Annotated in this window: 15 protein-coding genes; 4 read left to right on the top strand and 11 right to left on the bottom strand. The window is 41.8% G+C overall.

Going from position 1 to position 17988, the window contains the following annotated elements; genetic code table 11:
* Nucleotides 1-90 precede the first annotated feature (90 nt).
* Together ABIN91_RS10200 and ABIN91_RS10195 are read right to left on the bottom strand one after the other, a co-directional pair.
* A complete protein-coding gene (locus ABIN91_RS10200) occupies nucleotides 91-702 on the bottom strand; it encodes an efflux RND transporter periplasmic adaptor subunit (RefSeq protein WP_348050991.1) in 612 nt (203 codons plus the stop codon).
* Nucleotides 692-1177 (bottom strand): MarR family transcriptional regulator, encoded by a 486-nt coding sequence (locus ABIN91_RS10195; RefSeq protein ID WP_348050990.1) that lies wholly within the window; start codon nucleotides 1175-1177, stop codon nucleotides 692-694. The genes ABIN91_RS10200 and ABIN91_RS10195 overlap by 11 nt, the downstream gene beginning before the upstream one ends.
* A 183-nt stretch (nucleotides 1178-1360) precedes the next feature.
* Here ABIN91_RS10195 and ABIN91_RS10190 point away from each other — a divergent pair, with 183 nt between their 5' ends.
* The 3 genes from ABIN91_RS10190 (at nucleotide 1361) to ABIN91_RS10180 (ending at nucleotide 4047) form a co-directional block, all read left to right on the top strand.
* A complete protein-coding gene (locus ABIN91_RS10190; protein WP_348050989.1) occupies nucleotides 1361-3112 on the top strand; it encodes a PDZ domain-containing protein in 1752 nt (583 codons plus the stop codon).
* Nucleotides 3113-3231: 119 nt separating this feature from the next.
* Nucleotides 3232-3387: a lmo0937 family membrane protein gene (locus ABIN91_RS10185; RefSeq protein WP_348050988.1), complete on the top strand. Its 156-nt coding sequence runs from the start codon at nucleotides 3232-3234 to the stop codon at nucleotides 3385-3387.
* A 327-nt stretch (nucleotides 3388-3714) separates the two neighbouring features.
* Entirely contained in the window at nucleotides 3715-4047 is a 333-nt protein-coding gene (locus ABIN91_RS10180; RefSeq protein ID WP_348050987.1) for a hypothetical protein, read from the top strand.
* 32 nt (nucleotides 4048-4079) lie between these two features.
* Here the strand turns inward: ABIN91_RS10180 and ABIN91_RS10175 are convergent, their stop codons facing one another.
* The 5 genes from ABIN91_RS10175 to ABIN91_RS10155 all read right to left on the bottom strand — a co-directional run bounded on the left by ABIN91_RS10175 (nucleotide 4080) and on the right by ABIN91_RS10155 (nucleotide 8046).
* Nucleotides 4080-4538, bottom strand: a complete 459-nt coding sequence (locus ABIN91_RS10175) for a PA2169 family four-helix-bundle protein (protein WP_348050986.1) — start codon at nucleotides 4536-4538, stop codon at nucleotides 4080-4082.
* 106 nt (nucleotides 4539-4644) lie between these two features.
* The gene (locus tag ABIN91_RS10170; RefSeq protein ID WP_348050985.1) at nucleotides 4645-5415 is read right to left on the bottom strand and encodes a Ku protein; all 771 of its coding nucleotides are present in this window, start codon (nucleotides 5413-5415) and stop codon (nucleotides 4645-4647) included.
* A 62-nt stretch (nucleotides 5416-5477) separates the two neighbouring features.
* The gene (locus ABIN91_RS10165; RefSeq protein ID WP_348050984.1) at nucleotides 5478-6530 is read right to left on the bottom strand and encodes a hypothetical protein; all 1053 of its coding nucleotides are present in this window, start codon (nucleotides 6528-6530) and stop codon (nucleotides 5478-5480) included.
* A 58-nt stretch (nucleotides 6531-6588) separates the two neighbouring features.
* The gene (locus ABIN91_RS10160) at nucleotides 6589-7278 is read right to left on the bottom strand and encodes an SIMPL domain-containing protein (protein WP_348050983.1); all 690 of its coding nucleotides are present in this window, start codon (nucleotides 7276-7278) and stop codon (nucleotides 6589-6591) included.
* Between the two features lie 84 nt (nucleotides 7279-7362).
* On the bottom strand, nucleotides 7363-8046 hold the full coding sequence (locus tag ABIN91_RS10155) for an SIMPL domain-containing protein (RefSeq protein WP_348050982.1): 684 nt from the start codon (nucleotides 8044-8046) through the stop codon (nucleotides 7363-7365).
* 139 nt (nucleotides 8047-8185) lie between these two features.
* On the opposite strand from ABIN91_RS10155, the gene ABIN91_RS10150 reads away from it, so the two are divergent.
* Nucleotides 8186-9832, top strand: a complete 1647-nt coding sequence (locus ABIN91_RS10150) for a M28 family metallopeptidase (RefSeq protein WP_348050981.1) — start codon at nucleotides 8186-8188, stop codon at nucleotides 9830-9832.
* 360 nt (nucleotides 9833-10192) lie between these two features.
* Here the strand turns inward: ABIN91_RS10150 and ABIN91_RS10145 are convergent, their stop codons facing one another.
* The 4 genes from ABIN91_RS10145 to ileS form a co-directional block, all read right to left on the bottom strand.
* On the bottom strand, nucleotides 10193-12898 hold the full coding sequence (locus ABIN91_RS10145) for a response regulator (protein ID WP_348050980.1): 2706 nt from the start codon (nucleotides 12896-12898) through the stop codon (nucleotides 10193-10195).
* Between the two features lie 285 nt (nucleotides 12899-13183).
* A complete protein-coding gene (locus ABIN91_RS10140) occupies nucleotides 13184-13789 on the bottom strand; it encodes a lipoprotein signal peptidase (RefSeq protein WP_348050979.1) in 606 nt (201 codons plus the stop codon).
* The gene (locus ABIN91_RS10135; protein WP_348050978.1) at nucleotides 13790-14173 is read right to left on the bottom strand and encodes a TraR/DksA C4-type zinc finger protein; all 384 of its coding nucleotides are present in this window, start codon (nucleotides 14171-14173) and stop codon (nucleotides 13790-13792) included. It abuts the gene before it with no gap.
* Nucleotides 14173-17715 carry an isoleucine--tRNA ligase gene (gene ileS, locus ABIN91_RS10130; RefSeq protein ID WP_348050977.1) on the bottom strand — a complete coding sequence of 1181 codons (3543 nt, stop codon included), beginning with the start codon at nucleotides 17713-17715 and terminating at the stop codon, nucleotides 14173-14175. The genes ABIN91_RS10135 and ileS overlap by 1 nt, the downstream gene beginning before the upstream one ends.
* Nucleotides 17716-17988: the final 273 nt, after the last annotated feature.

Below are 17988 nucleotides of genomic sequence, written 5' to 3'. Positions count from 1 at the left end.
CGGCATAACCAGGGCTACACAAGATAGTCATCCGTCAAAGAATCAACGTATGCCTTCTTTCGCTATGCAAATTTAATAGAAAAAATATATTCAAAAAAACTTGTTTTTAATGACAGTACCTTGCGGCGATAAATAACCACCCGGACTAATATTCCGCAAACCAATTATCCCCGAAAAGGGCGCCCTAACCTCTGTTTTAGATATCTGAGCCTTAGCCAGATCAGCCTGCGCTTTATATGAGTTTAACGAGGTAAGCGAAATATCATACTCCTCTTTACTAATAGCCTCTTTGCCTAACAATACCTTGTTACGATATTCGGTTTGTTCAGCTAGTTTAATTTGTACCTGTATTTGCTTTAGCGAAGCTTGAAGGTCCAGATCATAAACCTTAACCAATAGCTGCCCTTTGTTAACGTGGCTACCTTCGCTAAAATAAATTCCGGTTACATTACCCGCGGTTTCGCTGCGTAGGTCTACCTGCTCATTGGCTGCTATGCTGCCCGTTACATCTATCGAATTGGCAAACGCTGTATCCTTAACGATCATCACATTAACCGGAATTGGGCCACCCCCTTTTTTACCTTTTTTGGCACCGCTGGTTTGCGCGCTGGCTTCTTTAGCTTTGGCGCTAAACAGTCGGTTATAAAACAAGTACCCTATTACTAAAATTAACAGGGGATAAATAATGTACTTAGGCTTCATGGTTATGGTTTGATATTACTTTTTTAACTTTTTTGCGGAATGATACCAGGTTCGAGTCTAACGGCTTTAGGTTTACCGCCATTTGTTTTAATACTTCATTAAATATATCTAGTTTTTCAGAGCTAATACCTTCAGTGGCTTTTTTATTGAGTAGCTCAAATGATGCTTTAATAGCTGGGATATCTTTTTCTGCCTTGGCTGTTATTTTGATCAGTTGCTCGCGCCTGTCGCTGGGGTTAATTTCGCGGTAAACGTAACCCTTAGCGGTAAGTGTATCTATAATATTCACCATCGCCGATTTATCTTTCCCCATAATTTCGGCCAGTTTTTTTTGCGTTGGCTGACCCTGGTGCTCGGCTATGAGTAGTAAAAGATAGTGGTAACGGCTAATATCCATATCTTCTACCCGCTTTGAAAAAGCGCCCAGGTAAATTTTTACCAGTTGCATTAGCTTGCGCGAAATAGGTTCTTCCAATGGTGTGTAATTTATGCTTATACAAAGCTATTTAGTTAGTATATAAAATAGTTATATGTATCAACCATATTACAGACTTTTGCCGACCTATAAGTCTGTTTTGTATCTGTTTGTATTTTCGTAAACTTGCTAACTATGAAATATCGTTTCCTCGTAGTTTTTTATATATCGCTAACATACATCATGAATTTAAACGCATCGGCGGCAGCTCAACCAACCTCAATTAATTATACAGTCACTTTTCCAGAAGTTCAGGCTCATTATATTAATGTTGAAATGACCATTAGCGACTTAAAACAAAACACCGTTGATGTTAAAATACCCATTTGGACACCCGGCTCATACCTGATTAGGGAGTTTGCCAAAAACGTGGAGGGTTTTACCGCCCTGGCTAATGGCGTGCCGCTAACTGCTTATAAAACCAGCAAAAACACCTGGCACATTCAAAACGGGACGGCTACAACCATTAAACTAAACTATAGGGTATATAGCTACGAAATATCGGTACGTACCAGTATTGCCGATGCCTCTTCGGCATTTTTATCAACCTCAGGGTTATTTATGTACCCTGCTGGAATGCTGAACCAGCCTTCAACCATACATATCGTACCCTATCAGGGCTGGAAAACCGTATCAACAAGCTTAGATCCGGTTAACGGAGATCAGTTCACTTTATACGCTCCCGATTATGACACTTTGTTTGATTCGCCTATCCAGGTAGGTAACCAGGATGTATTTGGTTTTGAAACCGGCGGTGTTAAATACGAAGTAGCCATGTGTGGCGGCGGCAATTACGATAAAGAGCGTTTAAAGCACGATCTGGCAAAAATTATTGATGAAGAAACTGCCATCTTCAATGAGAACCCCAACAAGCGTTACGTATTTATAGTTCACAACTATTTAAAAGGTGGCGGCGGGCTTGAGCACTTGCGCTCGACAGTTTTAGGCGCAACACGCGACGGTTATACCAACGAAACTACTTACCATAACTTTTTAGCCTTAGCCGCGCACGAGCATTTCCACTTATGGAACGTGAAACGCTTAAGGCCCATGGCGCTTGGTCCATTCGATTATGAAAACGAAAACTATACTACCAATTTATGGATAGCCGAAGGTTTTACCACCTATTATCAATCAGTGATCGTTAGGCGAACCAACTTATACCCCGCGAAGGATTTTTTGAACATTATAGCGGCCGATTTAAGCTTAGTTGATAACCAGCCCGGCACCAAAATGCAATCGCTAAGTGAAGCCAGCTTTGATACCTGGATAAAACTTTATCGCCCGAACGAAAATTCGACAAACACCACCATGAGTTATTATAACAAAGGTGCTGTTATCGCGATGCTGCTTGATCTGGAAATTATCCAGCAAAGTAAAGCCAGGCAATCATTAGACGATGTAATGAAATACGCGTACCAGGAGTACTATAAAAAGCAACAGCGCGGCTATACTGATGCTGAGTTTAAAACCACGCTCGAAAAATTCACCGGAAAAAACCTCGATGGCTTCTATAAAAAGTACATTAACGGTGTCGACAGTATAGATTATTCAGCATACCTTAAGTATGCCGGTTATAGGGTGATTGATACCTTGGTTGATACCAACTATGCATACCTTGGTATTAAAGCAACAACTACCGCTACCCGGCACGTGGTTAGTGTTGTAACACGAAACAGCCCGGCTTGGGTAGCCGGACTTAGCTTTAACGACGAGATCATTTCCATTGATGGCAAAAGCATCCCCGATCTGGATAAATATATTCTTACTAAAAAGCCCGCAGAAGCTATCATGATCGATCTGATTCGGGATGGTTTACCTAAACAGTTCAAAATAACCTTATCCCGTAATCCGCAGGTTAAATACAAACTGGAAGAGATAGCCCAACCAACTGATGAACAACTTGCCGTGCGTAAAAAGTGGATGAAGCTTTAATGGAAATTTACTGCAGATAATATCTTTTTAATTAAAAAAAATTAAAACAATTTCTCTTGTATTAACTTTTAATATACAGTAAGATAATTGTAATATTTTTTAACTTAAATAAATCTGCCATGAACTCATTATTGTATATCGTAGCCGTTATTCTTATCATAGGATGGGCTTTAGGAGTGTTTATGTATTCGGCCACTGGTTTAATACACGTATTGCTGGTAATAGCTGTTATATCCTTAATATTAGGATTGATCAGAAGGCCAACTGCTGTTTAAACAGAGTCATTATTCTAAGATTCATAAAGCCTGGGAGTTGTATACTCACCCGGGCTTTTTTATGTCTATTCGAGCCATAAAGTGAAAATATACAATTTATTTTCTTTCAGTGAAAAGCAACATAACTAAACTTTACCAATCGTTTTTTTTAACTGTTTGGATACTTTTTTCACTGTAGTTTTATAAAATCTATTCATAATTATAATTTTTATTTGGTTGGATTATTTAAAGATAATTGCCTGTAATCATCTTAAAACCTTTTTTTAAGAGCATGGTTATATCAGGCAAATAGTTTTTACAATACTAAACACTTATTAATTTATAGCTATGAAAACTAAACTACCAGAGTATCTTCTATGTGAAGACCCCACAAGTGAAAAGGAGAATTTATTTATCTATCATGTTCAAAGCCGGTCATTGGTGCACATCATGCATACAGATGCTATTCCTGATGCAGGGGATATACTATATATCAATCGTCGGCATTTTGATTATACCTACAGCAATAATTTAGGTAAGACAGAAAAGATCATGTTCGTAGCCGAGATTGTAGATTCAAGTAACGTTATTGAGCAATCTATTTTAGAGCAATGTGCCCACTGGTACGCCTGCTACCTGGGCTGGGAAGAAAACTGCGACGATGTAAAGAAATCAATATAACAAAGCCCCTCAAATTTGAGGGGCTTTGTTATTTAAGAGTAAACTCGCATTAACTGCTCGGCTTTAATTAATGCGCGCTCAATGCCATCGCGCTGGTCTTGTATCAACGCTGTCAGTTCTGTAGTTAAATCCGCCCCGTCGGTTAGTACCTCATCATAAGCGGCAATAGCTGCTTTTTCACCTTCTATACAAGCTTCCAAAGCAACATGCTCTTCGTCGCTGCTTAGTTTGTATTTAATATCGGTCCATAAACGGTGCAGCATACCCACAGTGCCGCCGGTTTGATTATCCGAGTCGCCCCCTAAAAGGCGTATTTGCTCTTTTAACTCATTGGCGTAGCCAGTACGCTGTATCACATAATCGGTGAAAAGAGTAGTAAACTCAATCCCTTTAGATTGGTCAGCCGCTTTTTTGTATCCTTCAACACCGTCGTTACATATTAACAGTAAATGTTCTAACTGTTTTTTCGATTTATCATTTGTATTTTCCATGTCTTTATCCTCCTGATATTTGTAAGGTTTGCTTTGTTGTTTATCTACAGTAGTAACACTATATAGACTAACTTGTGTTGAAGCAGCTGCGTTTTTTTTAAGGCGATTAAGCGCCCTTTTTCGTCTTCAAACTATTCATTAATTGATCGTACAGATCATCGCTGCTCGCTTTCTTAACTTTTAGTTTTTTGATGGTTGGGCGTTTACCTTTAGCTTTCTCATGAATGATCTTTAACAGCTCGTCATTATAATCATCCTTAAATTTCGATACATCAAATTTCTCGGCATATTGGTTGATCAGCGTTAAGCCCATATCCAATTCCTTTTTCCCAACTTCTTTATCACTTGGTACATTTAAATCTTCGGTTGATCGTATTTGCTGCCCAAACCTGATCCGGGTAACTACCAGCACATTTTCCACAGGGTGAACTATACAAAGGCTTTCGGTACTGCGCAACACAAAGCGTGCAAGACCCGCCTTCTTTGATTTTTTAAGCGCCTGGATCAACAGCGCATAAGCCTTGCTGTTTTTGCTATCTGGCTCTGTATAGTACGATGTTTCATAGAACATGGGGTTCACGTCCTCAATATCAACAAAGCTTTCAATGGCAATTTCGCGGCTTTTCTCGGGCGCGGCATCTTCAAAATCGCGCTCCTCCATAATCACATAATCTTCGTCTATCTTGTAGCCTTTAACTATCTTATCATAGGGCACTTCTTTATGCGTTTGCTCATTAACCCGCTGGTAGCGGATGCGTGAATGATCGCGCGAATCCAGCATGTCAAAATCAAGCGAACTGGTTTGCACCGCCGAATATAATTTGATGGGGATATTAACCAACCCAAAACCAATTGAACCTTTCCAGATAGATCTCATAGCTAAAAATTATATAGCTATAACTAATGAGCGCTCAAAGGGTTTGCGTTGAGGGTGAGAAATCAGATCAGCTTGGTACGGCTAAGAATGATCGAAAGGTGCTCGGTCAATATCTGCCCCATGTTATGGCAGTGTTTAAAGGCCGGACTATTGTGGTGGGCTCCCAGGTCGGCTGCAAGGCTCAATACCTTTTCTTTGGGCGATATCTCTTCCGCGCGCATCACATCCAGTAATTTATTCAGCCGTAATGCAGCGGTACGCGCTCTGTGCGATATTAAGCTGCGTTCCTCTTCCTGATATTGGCGCATGGTGGTTTCGTTAATATATTTCATGCCCAGGTTTACCAATACATTGTTCTCCTTAAAAAAGTGAGGCAGGTAAAATTTCCGGCGGCCTTCGTATGATTGCTGATCGAAATCAATAGCCCGTATCCGGTATTGGTTCCCCTCAATATCGGGTGTAATATCAACCACAAAATTGTACGATCGCATATCGCCCAGCAATCGCGCAAAGCAACGCTCATTAAACTTCACAAACTCCTTACATATCCTGATCTGGTTAAATTTGGATGTTTGCAGCCGGTGATCAATAAATACATCACCTGGCAAACCTGGAATATGCTCTTCTATTAAAGTATTACCGTTGGATAAATAGATGATCCGGTTAGGCGATAAGATATGCTCCAGCTCTAACCCATAAACCCGAGATGCATCGGCAGTTTTGATGTAGAAGTGATCGTAGTTATCATTCAGCTTATTGATGATCCTGATACGGAACGGCCTTGAATTACCAAACGTACAGTAATCAATCCGCGCTACCGAAAGGTGCTCCATTACGGCAATATCACCATCGGTATGCAGCAGGGCATAAATATAAGTAAGGCTCGGGAAAAGCTCCCGCATTTCGCTCTGATCGTAATAAACCGTTTGCCAAAGCGTATCGGTACCATCCTTATTTAACAGAGGTGTATGCAGGTTAAAGCGTAACAGATCCGAATACTGAACCGGCAATTTTACCTCTCTGTCATACTCTATCAGGTAATCCCGTAAGGTATCAATAATGGGGTAGAAGTACTTTTTGCGTGATGGGACATCTTCTCTCGGTTGTTCAGACATGGTTCAAACTTATACCTTTAAAGGTAATGTTTTAAAGGTATAAGTTGAGTATGCTGCTTTAGTTAACTATTTCAAACACGGCCTTCACCTGGAAACTCAGTTTTATGGTTCGATAACCAATATCCGTTTTTTGTGCGTCGGACATTGATAGATAACCTATTGAGGTATTACTTTGCGGGGTAAAATAGCCGTATCCGGTATTCGTATCCATTTCATTTACATCAATAACACCCCCTAATTTTTCACCAATACCAGCCAATAAATAAGTGGCTTTTTCTTTGGCAGCAAGTAGCGCCTTTAATTTCAATTCCTTTTTTAACGCCGGGGCTTTAGAGTATTCACTGCTTTCAACACCTGTATTTTGAATGCCTTTTTCATCCAGGCTGCTTAATACCTTGTTAATCGCATTTAGATTATGCAGTTTAATGCGGTACTGTTTGGCAGCTAAAAAGTTGACATCTTGCTTTCGCTGGTAGTATGTATAGCTCGATGCATTATTGATGGTGAAATCTTCTTTTGGTATGCCCGCTTCGGCGATTGCCTTTTCCAGTTGTTTCTCTAAAACATCAATACTTACTCGGTTTTTGCCATCCATATATTCCTTTAGCGATATCCCAAAGTAAATAATATCCGGCGTTACCTCGGCTTCAGCTACTCCGCTAACTTCAATTTTACGACGTAAATCAACGTTTTGCGCGCTTGCACCAAGGTTTACTGCAATTAATAGGGCTAATAATGTTTTTTTCATGATGGGTTGGTTTTAAGCTAATTAACAACATTAATTAGCTTATCCAATCCCGTTTAACATTTTTTAACGTGTGCTCTCAATAAACTACTTAGCTATCTCAAACACCGCCCTGATCTGGAATGTCAATTTGATCTTTTTATAATCAATATCCGGCGATGCTACATCAGCAGTGCTTTTGGCCATGTACATTACATTGCGTGTCATGATACCAACATTGTTATTGTCGTCTACTTCGGTAACCTCAATGGCGCCGCCAATCTTTTCGCCAATGCCGCTTAATAAAAATGTGGCTTTATCCTTGGCCGCTATAAGCGCTTTCAGCTTCATTTCCTTTTTAACCTCGTCCATTTTGCTGTAGTCGGTTCCTTCAATGCCTGTGCTTACAATCGCTTTGCTATCCAGGCTGCCTAATACCTGGTTTATTTTATTAAGGTTATGCAGTTTAATGCGATACTGTTTGCTGGCCAAAAAGTTAGGGTCCTTCTTTTTTTGATAGGTAGTATAACCCGCTATGTTGTTAATGGTGAAGTCTTCCTTCGGGATACCGGCATCGGCTACAGCCTTAACCAATTGGGCTTCCAAAGCATCAATACTAATCCGGGTTTTACCATCCATATACTCCTTGAGCGATATGCCGAAGTAAATGATATCAGGCGTAACTTCGGTTTCCGCGGTCCCGGTCACTTCAATTTTGCGGCGCAGGTCAACACTTTGCGCGCTCGCGTTCAACGTAAATAATACGGCTATGGCTAAAATTATTCTTTTCATGGTGATTGCTTTTTTTAAGATAGACGAATCAAAGTTCGAAAGTGTAACACACTTATTTAAGATATGTTCTAACCCTATGATTGGCAGCACAATAATTTTCATCCATTTAACTATATTTGGACATAAACTGATCTTAAACATGAAACTAAACTATAGCCACTTGCTGGCTCTTGCTTCTGCTTTAACCTTGGCGGGATGCGGTACCAAAACAACCGAAACCAAATCATTTGGCCCCATAACTGCCGATGATATTAAAGGCCACATAGCCGTTTTAGCTAACGACTCACTTACCGGCCGCAAGCCATTCACTTCCGGCGAAACCAAAGCGACAAACTACATAGCCGGCCAGTTCAAAAAAATGGGATTAGAGCCCGGCAACAACGGCAGCTATTTTCAGGATGTGCCCATGGTCGAAATTGCCAGTACCCCTACTCCAACCATGGAGATAACCGGCAAAACCAACATCAGCCTCAAATCACTCGAAGATTTTGTAGTACTGAGCCGCCGTGAGCAGGATAGTGTTCAACTCAAAAACTCACCCTTAGTATTTGCAGGCTACGGCGTTGTTGCCCCCGAATACCACTGGAACGATTATGCGGGACTAGATGTGAAAGGTAAAACTGTAGTGGTACTGGTTAACGATCCAGGCTTTAAATCAGGCGATCCAACTATCTTCAAAGGTGATACCATGACCTACTATGGCCGCTGGACCTATAAATATGAAGAAGCTGCCCGCCAGGGTGCCGCCGGACTCATCATCGTTCACCAAACCGAACCCGCGAGTTACGGCTGGCCGGTGGTTAAAAACAGCAACAGCGCAGCCAAACTATACTTGCAACAAGCCGATAAACATATGGGCCGCTGCAAAATGGAAGGCTGGATAACCGAAGCCGCCGCCAATAAACTATTTGCCGCCGCGGGCATCACGGGCGATATCCGCGCGCTGGCCCGCAAAAAGGATTTCAAAGCTATACCCCTGAACCTAAACCTATCGGTAGGGATCAGTATCAAGCGTAAATATGCCATGTCGCACAACGTAGTAGGCATCATTAAAGGCAACACTCAGCCCAACGAAAGTATCATCTATACCGCTCACTGGGATCACTTAGGTATTGGCCCGGCTGTAAAAGGCGATTCCATTTATAACGGAGCCGATGATAACGCCAGCGGTGTAGCAGCGCTATTAGGCATCGCTAAAGCATTTACTCAAAGCAAAGATAAGCCTAAACGCACCATCGTATTCCTATCGGTAACGGCAGAAGAGCAAGGGCTATTAGGTTCAGAATATTACGCCACACACCCCATCTTCCCCATCAACAAAACTGTGGCTAACTTAAATATGGATATGCTTGGCCCTTTCGGGGAGACTAAAGACGTATCCATCACCGGCAAGGGCCAGAACGATTTGGACGAGTACGTAGCCGACCAGGCCAAACAATTCAACCTTACCGTAACCGGCGATACCCGCCCGGGCGCAGGTAGCTATTACCGGAGTGATCACTTCAACTTTGCCAAAGTAGGCGTACCTGCATTAGATATGAACAATGGGGTAGATGTGGTTGGCAAAGGAGCCGAATGGGGCAAAGCCCAAAAGAAAGACTTTAACGAGCACAACTACCACCAGGTAACCGATAATTACAGTGCCGATATGAACTGCACCGGCATGGCCCAAGCTGCCAACATCCTGTTCAACATCGGTACCAAATTGGCAAGCGAAACCACTTTCCCCGGCTGGAAACCAACATCAGAGTTCAAAGCCATACGGGATAAATCAAGGGGTAAATAGCACAGTAATTCTAACCATCAACCAACTTACCACGTGTCATTTGCGAGCCTGCCTGTCGGCAGACAGGGTACGAAGCAATCCCAACTTACAGAGCCACTCTGCAAGTTGGGGATTTATATTAATAACCAAACTAACTACAGTAACATTTAAGGGGGGAAATAGTAGGATTTAAATGAAATAATCATCATTAAGTCATTCCCCCAACACTGGCGCGAACGTCCCGCTCGTGACTACTATTTCGAGGCCTCCGGCCTTAAGTGCAGCAAGGGGGAAATAATAAGAATATTTCATCTTGATTCCTGAGTCTTACCTCTTGATTCTCTTTCCATACAATATACAAAAAAATCGCCAAAAATCCAATTATGCTATCTCCTGTGCCATCTGCTCTACCCTCGATAAAGCACTTAAAAAGCTCTCCAGATGAACAGGCTTTGATAAATAATCATTCATCCCCGCTTTTAAACAATCTTCTTTATCCTCAGGCATGGCATTGGCCGTCATGGCAATAATAACGGGCTGTTTCATTTTACTGTTCCTTATCATTTGGGTGGCTTCCAGGCCGTCCATCATTGGCATTTGTATGTCCATTAAGATCACATCAAACGTATGTAGTTCCGTTAACGATAGTACTTCCAATCCGTTCTCTGCCATCATCGGCTGGTAACCCAGTTTGTTCAATATCCGCAATATCAGTTTCTGATTGATCAGATTATCTTCGGCTACCAGTATATTAAGCGGGTACCTCTCGGCAAACTCAGGGGTTAATAATACCGGCATGGTTTTTTCGGACAATACAGGTTCTGGGTTTTGTTGCAGGCTGGTTTGTATTACCTTGCTTAGTTGTTGCTGCTTAACGGGCTTGGTTAAAACCGCGGTAAATAATCCCGGATATTTACTTTTGGCCTCATCACCTATCGAACTCAGTAAAATAACAGGCAGGTGGGCATATTTATTTTTGATGATAGTAGTTAATCCAACACCATCCATATCAGGCATCTGCATATCGGTTAATACCAGATCAAACCGGTGCGTGCTTAGTAGCTTAATAGCCTCATCTGCCGATTCTGCCATCACCGGTATCAGTTTCCAAAAACTAAGTTGTACTTCTAAAATTTTCCGGTTGGTTTCATTATCATCAACAACCAAAATAGTTTTGCCCTCCTGTCCGCTAACCACATCCGGAAGGCCTGTGATCTTCTCCTGTATACCCACTTCAACCTTCATGGTAAAGTGAAAAACAGTGCCTACGCCAAGCTGGCTTTCGGCACTAATGCGGCCATCCATCAAGTGTACCAGGCGTTCACAAATAGCCAGCCCCAGCCCACTGCCACCATACCTGCGCGTGGTTGACGAGTCTACCTGCGAAAAAGCTTTAAACAAACGCGGCAGCTTATCTCTCGGTATGCCTATTCCAGTATCTTTAATATCAAATACAAGCTCAAGTGTGCCGTCAGTATTTTTGCGCACCAAGTTAATACCCAAAAACACCTCGCCATGGCTGGTGAATTTTATCGCATTACCTATCAGATTGATCAATACTTGTTTTAGGCGCATGCTATCGGCGATCAATTGCAGCGGAATTTCATGCCCTATCTGGTAAATCAGGTCCAGACCGGATTGCGCCGCTCTTCCGGCAAAAATATCCATCACCTCTTCAACACATTGCCTCAAATTAAAATCATGCGGATCAAGCTCCAGCTTACCCGATTCTATTTTCGAAAAATCCAGTATATCGTTAATTACATTCAGCAAAGTTTCGCCACTGCTTTTAATGGTTGCGGCATATTCCCGTTGTTCGGTATTCAATACGGTTTCCTGTAAAAGCGATGCCATACCCAAAACTCCGTTCATTGGCGTGCGTATCTCATGGCTCATCGTAGCCAGAAAAATACTTTTAGCCTGATTTGCCCTTTCGGCATCCTCGCGTGCTTCCTGCTCATGCTGCCTTTGCGATAACAATTCTTCGTTCAAAGCGCGCAACTCTTCACTCTGTGCCTGTAACTCCTCACTTTGTACCTGCATTTCCTCGTTCAGTTCCTGTAACGTTTCTGATTGTGTTTGCAGCTCTTCGGTACGCTGGTTAAGGTTATAAATGTACCTGCGCAATGTGGTTTTTAGTAAATTAAAATCGGTATATAGTTTTTCAATTTCGGTACTATTGGGCATAATGCCTTTATCAGTAGGCAGATCCTGTATATCCCTAAAGTCCGAACTAATAAATGCCGACATCCGTTTATTCAACTCCCTGATATCTCTGGTCAGATACTTTGAAAGCATCAGGCTCAGCAAGGCTATCAAAAGCAGCAATATTGCCGAAATTGTGATCAGTACCTCGTTAAACCGCGCCCTTATTTCACTTATTTTTTCGGTAACTAACTCATTGGTATGGGTATATTGCTCATCAAAAAGGTTAATAAAATACTGTGTTTTTGGTGCGATACCAATTTCTTTATTAACACCCAGTTGCTCGGCATAGTTTAGCAGGTTACTAAAACTGTTTTGATAAGCCACTAATTGATCATAGGTTTTACTCCCTTTAGGTTGCTGATCAATCAACTCCTGTGCCTGCTTAAAAAACAATTGAGCATACTCCATTTTGCCTCGCAACATATAATCCTTTTCATGGCGCCTCAGTTGCAGGATACCGATTTTAGATACCTTGCTCGAATCTTCTATCCAATGGGCATGTTTCCGCATTTCACCCTCAAGGCCGCGGTCTTCAAAACCTTTTTTTAAGAATACAGACTTTAGCGACCGGCCCGAAAACAAGGTCTGCTTACTCAAACTGATCAAACTATCCAGCTCATGGGCAACATGAATATTGTTTTGAATGCTTTTCAGTTTCAGATCGATTAAATGCTTGCCAATGCTGGTTTGCAGTATTAAAAACCGGTCAATATCTCCTTGTTTGCCCAATGTATAAAACGAAGGCTCGTGATAACCCGATAGCATAAATTTTTGCAGGTAACCCGTACTTTCAAGATACTGGATCTGGATATTGGTTAGGTTTGCCGAAAAAGAGCGAAGCTCAGTTTGCCGCCTATCTATAAACTGATAAGTAACCATCCATATTAAAATGGCTATTGTAAACGATAAAAAGCTTAAAAGAAGCCTTGCCTTAAAGGATTTAAGCAATTGAATATGGGGAAATTTCACCCGCAATTTTACGTATATTGTAATATTTGGCTGTTAACACGGTGTTAACTTTTTGTTTTCATCAATGCGGCTTTATGTTACCCGATGTACATACGCGCCCACCCAAAACGCAAAAAGTCCATGAACTAAATCACAGACTTTCACAATATCACGTTTCACCAATCAACTAATTCACCAGTGAACTAATCAACCAACCTACTCTTCCACCATCTCACTGTTCAAACTTTGCTCTTCAATATGCTCGTGTTTAAAATAGTGTTTCTGATAGATCAATATCAAAATAACGCCAACCGAAATAGCCGAATCGGCCAGGTTAAATATCGGGCGGAAAAAGATAAAATCCTGACCACCCCAAAACGGTAACCATTGCGGAAAATATCCGCTGATTAGCGGAAAATAGAACATATCAACCACACGGCCATGAAATATCGGCGCGTAACCATATATCACCCCGTAAAATGTCGAATCAATAATATTACCCATAGCGCCTGCAAATATGAGCGCCAGGTTCATGATCAAACCACGGTGATATTTATGCTTTATCAGGTAAACCAAACCATAACCAATACCACAAACCGCGGCAATGCGGAATAGTGTTAAAGCCAGCTTGCCTAAATCGCCGCCAAGCTCAAGGCCCCAGGCCATACCGTTATTTTCGGTATAGTGCAGCATGCCCCTATGCCCCAAAAATCGAATTTCCTGCCCAATGTACATATTATGCTTAACCCAAATTTTAATTAATTGGTCGGCAATAATGATCAGTGCGGCAGTTAAAAAAGGTTTTAAGTAAGCTACCTTCATTTATTGCTTTAATTTGGCTTCCATGCTCAACGTAGTGTGAGGTACCACGCGTAAACGCTCTTTAGGTATCAGCTTGCCGGTTTCGCGGCAAATGCCATAAGTTCTGTTTTCAATACGCATTAAAGCGGCTTCCAATTGCTCAATAAACTTTTTCTGACGGGCTGCCAATTGGTTGATCTGCTCTTTTTCCAGCGTAGCCGATCCATCTTCCAAAGTTTTGTAAGTACCCGCGGTATCATCAGTACCGTTCGAATTTGGGTTGCTTAACGACGAAGCTAAGTTGTTCAATTCCTCTTTAGCGCCTTTTAACTTATCTAAAAGTAATTGTTTAAACTCTTGTAATTCCGAGTCTGAATATCTGGTTTTTTCGTTTTCTGTCTTCATTATACTTTCCTTATAACAATCAATATTTCATTTTCATCAATCAGGGCTTTATCGCCATTGCTTAATTCATCATCAAGCGTTAAGTTATCTGCCAAAATTTCGGCGCAAATATAGGATAAATTCTTACTTACCGCACTCTTTATAAATGTGTTATCTGTTTTAACGCTTACGCTTATTTTATCGGTAACCTCAAAGTTTTTCTCCTTACGCAAATTCTGTATCCGGTTAATCATCTCGCGCGATAACCCTTCCTGCTTCAGCTCTTCGGTAATCGTAACATCTAAAGCCACGGTTAGTTTGCCTAAATTTGCAACTTGCCATCCCGGTACATCCTCAGCAATAATTTCAACATCGCTTAGTAGTATCAGGTATTTAGTATCAAGTATCGAGATTTCGCCTTTAGTTTCTATTTCTGTAATTTGTTCAGCGGTAAAATTAGTGATCGTTTCAGCCACTATTTTCATATCCTTACCAACCTTAGCGCCTAAAGCTTTAAAGTTTGGTTTTATCTTCTTCTTTACAAACCCGGCGGTATCGTTTATATACTCAATGTTTTTGATGTTCGTTTCCGATAATATCAGCTCTTTAACCAACTCAACCTGGTGCTCAAAGTTTTTGTTTAAGATAGGCAATAATATCCGGCCCAAAGGCTGTCTAACATTAATACTTACTTTTTTACGTAATGATAATACCAGCGACGATACATCCTGCGCTATCTGCATCCGTTCTTCCAGGTCTTTATCAACCAATTTCTCGTTGTAAACCGGGAAATCCGCTAAGTGAACAGATTCAACACCTTCTTTACCCGTGCTGCTGTTCAAATCGCTAAACAAACGCTCCGCGAAAAACGGCGCCACCGGCGACATTAACTTGGCAATGGTAGTTAAACAAGTATATAACGTTTGATAGGCCGATAACTTATCATTCGAATTATCAGATTTCCAGAAACGGCGGCGGCTTAACCTTACATACCAGTTGCTCAAATGCGCGTCCACAAAATTCTGGATAGCACGGGTAGCCTTGGTAGGCTCAAAATCGGCATAAAACTCATCAACCTCTTTGGTCAAGGTGTTTAATAACGATATGATCCAGCGGTCAATCTCCGGCCTGTCGCTTAACGCGATCTCGGCTTCACTGTAATTAAAGTTATCAATGTTAGCGTAAAGCGCGAAGAAAGAGTAAGTATTATAAAGCGTACCAAAAAACTTACGCCTTACTTCGTCAATACCCTCAATGTTAAACTTTAAATTATCCCAGGGCGAGGCATTGCTGATCATGTACCAGCGGGTAGCATCGGCGCCGTATTGGTTAATGGTTTCAAACGGATCGGCGGCGTTACCTAAACGCTTGCTCATTTTGTTGCCGTTTTTATCCAGCACCAAACCGTTGCTCACCACGTTTTTAAACGCGATGCCTTTGTTGCCAACCTTTTTATTAACCGCTTTAACCTCGTCGCTTGCTTCGCTCAGCATTACCGCGATGGCATGCAGGGTAAAGAACCAGCCACGGGTTTGATCCACACCTTCGGCAATAAAATCTGCCGGGTAAGCATCCGCGAATTGGTCCTTATTCTCAAACGGAAAATGCCATTGCGCATAAGGCATAGCGCCGCTATCAAACCAAACGTCGATCAGATCAGGCTCGCGGAACATCTTTTGGCCCGTTGGCGATACCAATACCACATCATCCACATAAGGACGGTGCATATCTGCCAACCTGAAACCTTTTTCCATAAAGCCGGCGTCAGCGGCAGCATCTATCTCCGCATTCAATTCTGCAATCGAACCAATACATTTCTCTTCGCCGGTTTCACTTCTCCATATCGGCAGCGGAGTACCCCAGTAGCGTGAGCGCGATAAGTTCCAGTCCACCAAATTTTCCAACCAGTTGCCAAAACGGCCCGTTCCGGTTGATTCTGGTTTCCAGTTAATGGTTTTATTCAATTCAACCAGCTTATCCTTAACCGCCGTAGTTTTAATGAACCAGCTATCCAGCGGATAGTACAAAATAGGCTCATCCGTACGCCACGAGTGCGGGTAGCTGTGTTCGTATTTCTTAACGTCGAAGGCTTTATTCTCAGTTTTTAATTTGATTGATATTAAAACATCGGTCGGTTTAAAGCCCGGTACTTCGCGTTCTTCTTTGCTGTAATACTCTTCTTTAACATAATAGCCGGCATAGTCTGTCACCTCGTCAACAAACTTACCTTGCTTGTTCACCAAAGGCACTTCCTTGCCTGTTTCGTCATGCACCATTACACTCGGTACATTGTTTTCTTTACAGGCCCTAAAGTCATCCGCGCCAAAAACCGATGCGGTGTGTACAATGCCCGTACCATCTTCGGTAGTCACAAAATCCGCAGGTATCACACGGAAAGCATTCGCCTCCAAATCGGCATTGGTTACATAGGGCATCAACTGGTGGTAACGCAATTCCAAAAGGTCCGAACCTTTAAACTCACATAATATATTCCATTGTGTCAATCTACCCTTTTCGGTAAGGGTTTTTGGATCCCTTGAATAGTAAACTTGTATTGCGTTTTCAGTGTCTAAATAGGGTAAATATTCTTTAAAGCCTTCAACTATAGCTTCATCATCCCCTTGAAAATAGAAGTATTTCTTAAATAGGTTTTTTGCTAAGATTACATTTACCTTTTTGTAAGTATAAGGATTGTATGTCTGAACTAAAATATAATCAATGTTAACCCCCACCGCTAAAGCACAATTCGAAGGCAATGTCCACGGAGTAGTGGTCCAAGCTAAAAAATAAAAGTCGTCTCCAAAATATTCCTGATTGCTTAAATATTGGGATAACGTTTTCTCACCAAAAAGGGTTTTTTCAATGAATTTTTCAAGCAATTTTTTAGTGACAGGATTTTCGGTGGCTAAACTTTTTTGAAAATCCAACTTAAACTGCGCCACAATGGTAGTATCCTTCACCATTTTATAAGTACCCGGCTGGTTCAGCTCGTGCGAACTCAACCCAGTTCCCGATTTTGGCGAATACGGTTGCACGGTATAACCCTTGTACAACCAGCCCTTTTTATAAAGCTCGCTCAGTATCCACCAAAGGCTTTCAATATATTCATTTTTGTAAGTGATATATGGGTCGTCAAGATCAACCCAGTAACCCATTTTTTCGGTCAGGTCGTTCCAAACATCGGTATAGCGCATCACCTCCTTGCGGCAGGCATCGTTATAATCCTCAACCGAAATTGATTTACCGATATCGTCCTTTGTGATCCCCAACGATTTTTCAACCGCCAGTTCTATAGGCAAACCATGCGTATCCCAGCCGCCTTTGCGCTTAACCTGGTAACCTTTTAAAGTTTTATAACGGCAAAAAATATCCTTAATACTCCGCGCCATCACGTGGTGGATCCCCGGCATGCCATTGGCGCTCGGCGGACCTTCATAAAACGTGTACGGCTTACTGGCCGGCCTGCTCGTAATACTTTTCTCGAATATGTTGTTCTGCTTCCAAAACTCCAATACTTCGTTCCCTATTTGCGATAGATTAAGCTGCTTATATTCCTTGTACATCAATACGGTACCTCAATTTTTAAGAGGTGCAAATTTAAGGAATATAATATAAAAAAGGGAAGTTTTTTGGTTATCCGCATCCATTTTTAAACCAACCAACTCTCAAACTGTGTCATTGCGAGGAACGAAGCAATCGCACGGAAGCCGGGCAGTCATATAAGTTGTTTGGGCGCTCCCTTCGGGCCTGGCTTTACGCTCATACTGCACAGGCCTTAACCACTGGCTGGTATCCGCTGCAATCCATAACGCGAAACCGTACCTGATAAATATTCT

Origin of the sequence: Mucilaginibacter sp. (assembly GCF_039921305.1) — a bacterium.
Lineage (GTDB): Bacteria > Bacteroidota > Bacteroidia > Sphingobacteriales > Sphingobacteriaceae > Mucilaginibacter.
This window is presented reverse-complemented; position numbering and strand designations above follow the sequence as displayed.

Excerpts from the sequence above, each read along its gene's own strand:
- ABIN91_RS10190 (WP_348050989.1), top strand. The coding sequence starts at position 1,361 with ATGAATTTAAACGCATCGGCGGCAGCTCAACCAACCTCAATTAATTAT.
- ABIN91_RS10140 (WP_348050979.1), bottom strand. The coding sequence starts at position 13,789 with ATGAAGGTAGCTTACTTAAAACCTTTTTTAACTGCCGCACTGATCATT.
- ABIN91_RS10155 (WP_348050982.1), bottom strand. The coding sequence starts at position 8,046 with ATGAAAAGAATAATTTTAGCCATAGCCGTATTATTTACGTTGAACGCG.
- ABIN91_RS10185 (WP_348050988.1), top strand. The coding sequence starts at position 3,232 with ATGAACTCATTATTGTATATCGTAGCCGTTATTCTTATCATAGGATGG.
- ABIN91_RS10145 (WP_348050980.1), bottom strand. The coding sequence starts at position 12,898 with ATGGTTACTTATCAGTTTATAGATAGGCGGCAAACTGAGCTTCGCTCT.
- ABIN91_RS10160 (WP_348050983.1), bottom strand. The coding sequence starts at position 7,278 with ATGAAAAAAACATTATTAGCCCTATTAATTGCAGTAAACCTTGGTGCA.
- ABIN91_RS10175 (WP_348050986.1), bottom strand. The coding sequence starts at position 4,538 with ATGGAAAATACAAATGATAAATCGAAAAAACAGTTAGAACATTTACTG.
- ABIN91_RS10150 (WP_348050981.1), top strand. The coding sequence starts at position 8,186 with ATGAAACTAAACTATAGCCACTTGCTGGCTCTTGCTTCTGCTTTAACC.
- ABIN91_RS10135 (WP_348050978.1), bottom strand. The coding sequence starts at position 14,173 with ATGAAGACAGAAAACGAAAAAACCAGATATTCAGACTCGGAATTACAA.
- ileS (WP_348050977.1), bottom strand. The coding sequence starts at position 17,715 with ATGTACAAGGAATATAAGCAGCTTAATCTATCGCAAATAGGGAACGAA.
- ABIN91_RS10170 (WP_348050985.1), bottom strand. The coding sequence starts at position 5,415 with ATGAGATCTATCTGGAAAGGTTCAATTGGTTTTGGGTTGGTTAATATC.
- ABIN91_RS10165 (WP_348050984.1), bottom strand. The coding sequence starts at position 6,530 with ATGTCTGAACAACCGAGAGAAGATGTCCCATCACGCAAAAAGTACTTC.
- ABIN91_RS10180 (WP_348050987.1), top strand. The coding sequence starts at position 3,715 with ATGAAAACTAAACTACCAGAGTATCTTCTATGTGAAGACCCCACAAGT.
- ABIN91_RS10200 (WP_348050991.1), bottom strand. The coding sequence starts at position 702 with ATGAAGCCTAAGTACATTATTTATCCCCTGTTAATTTTAGTAATAGGG.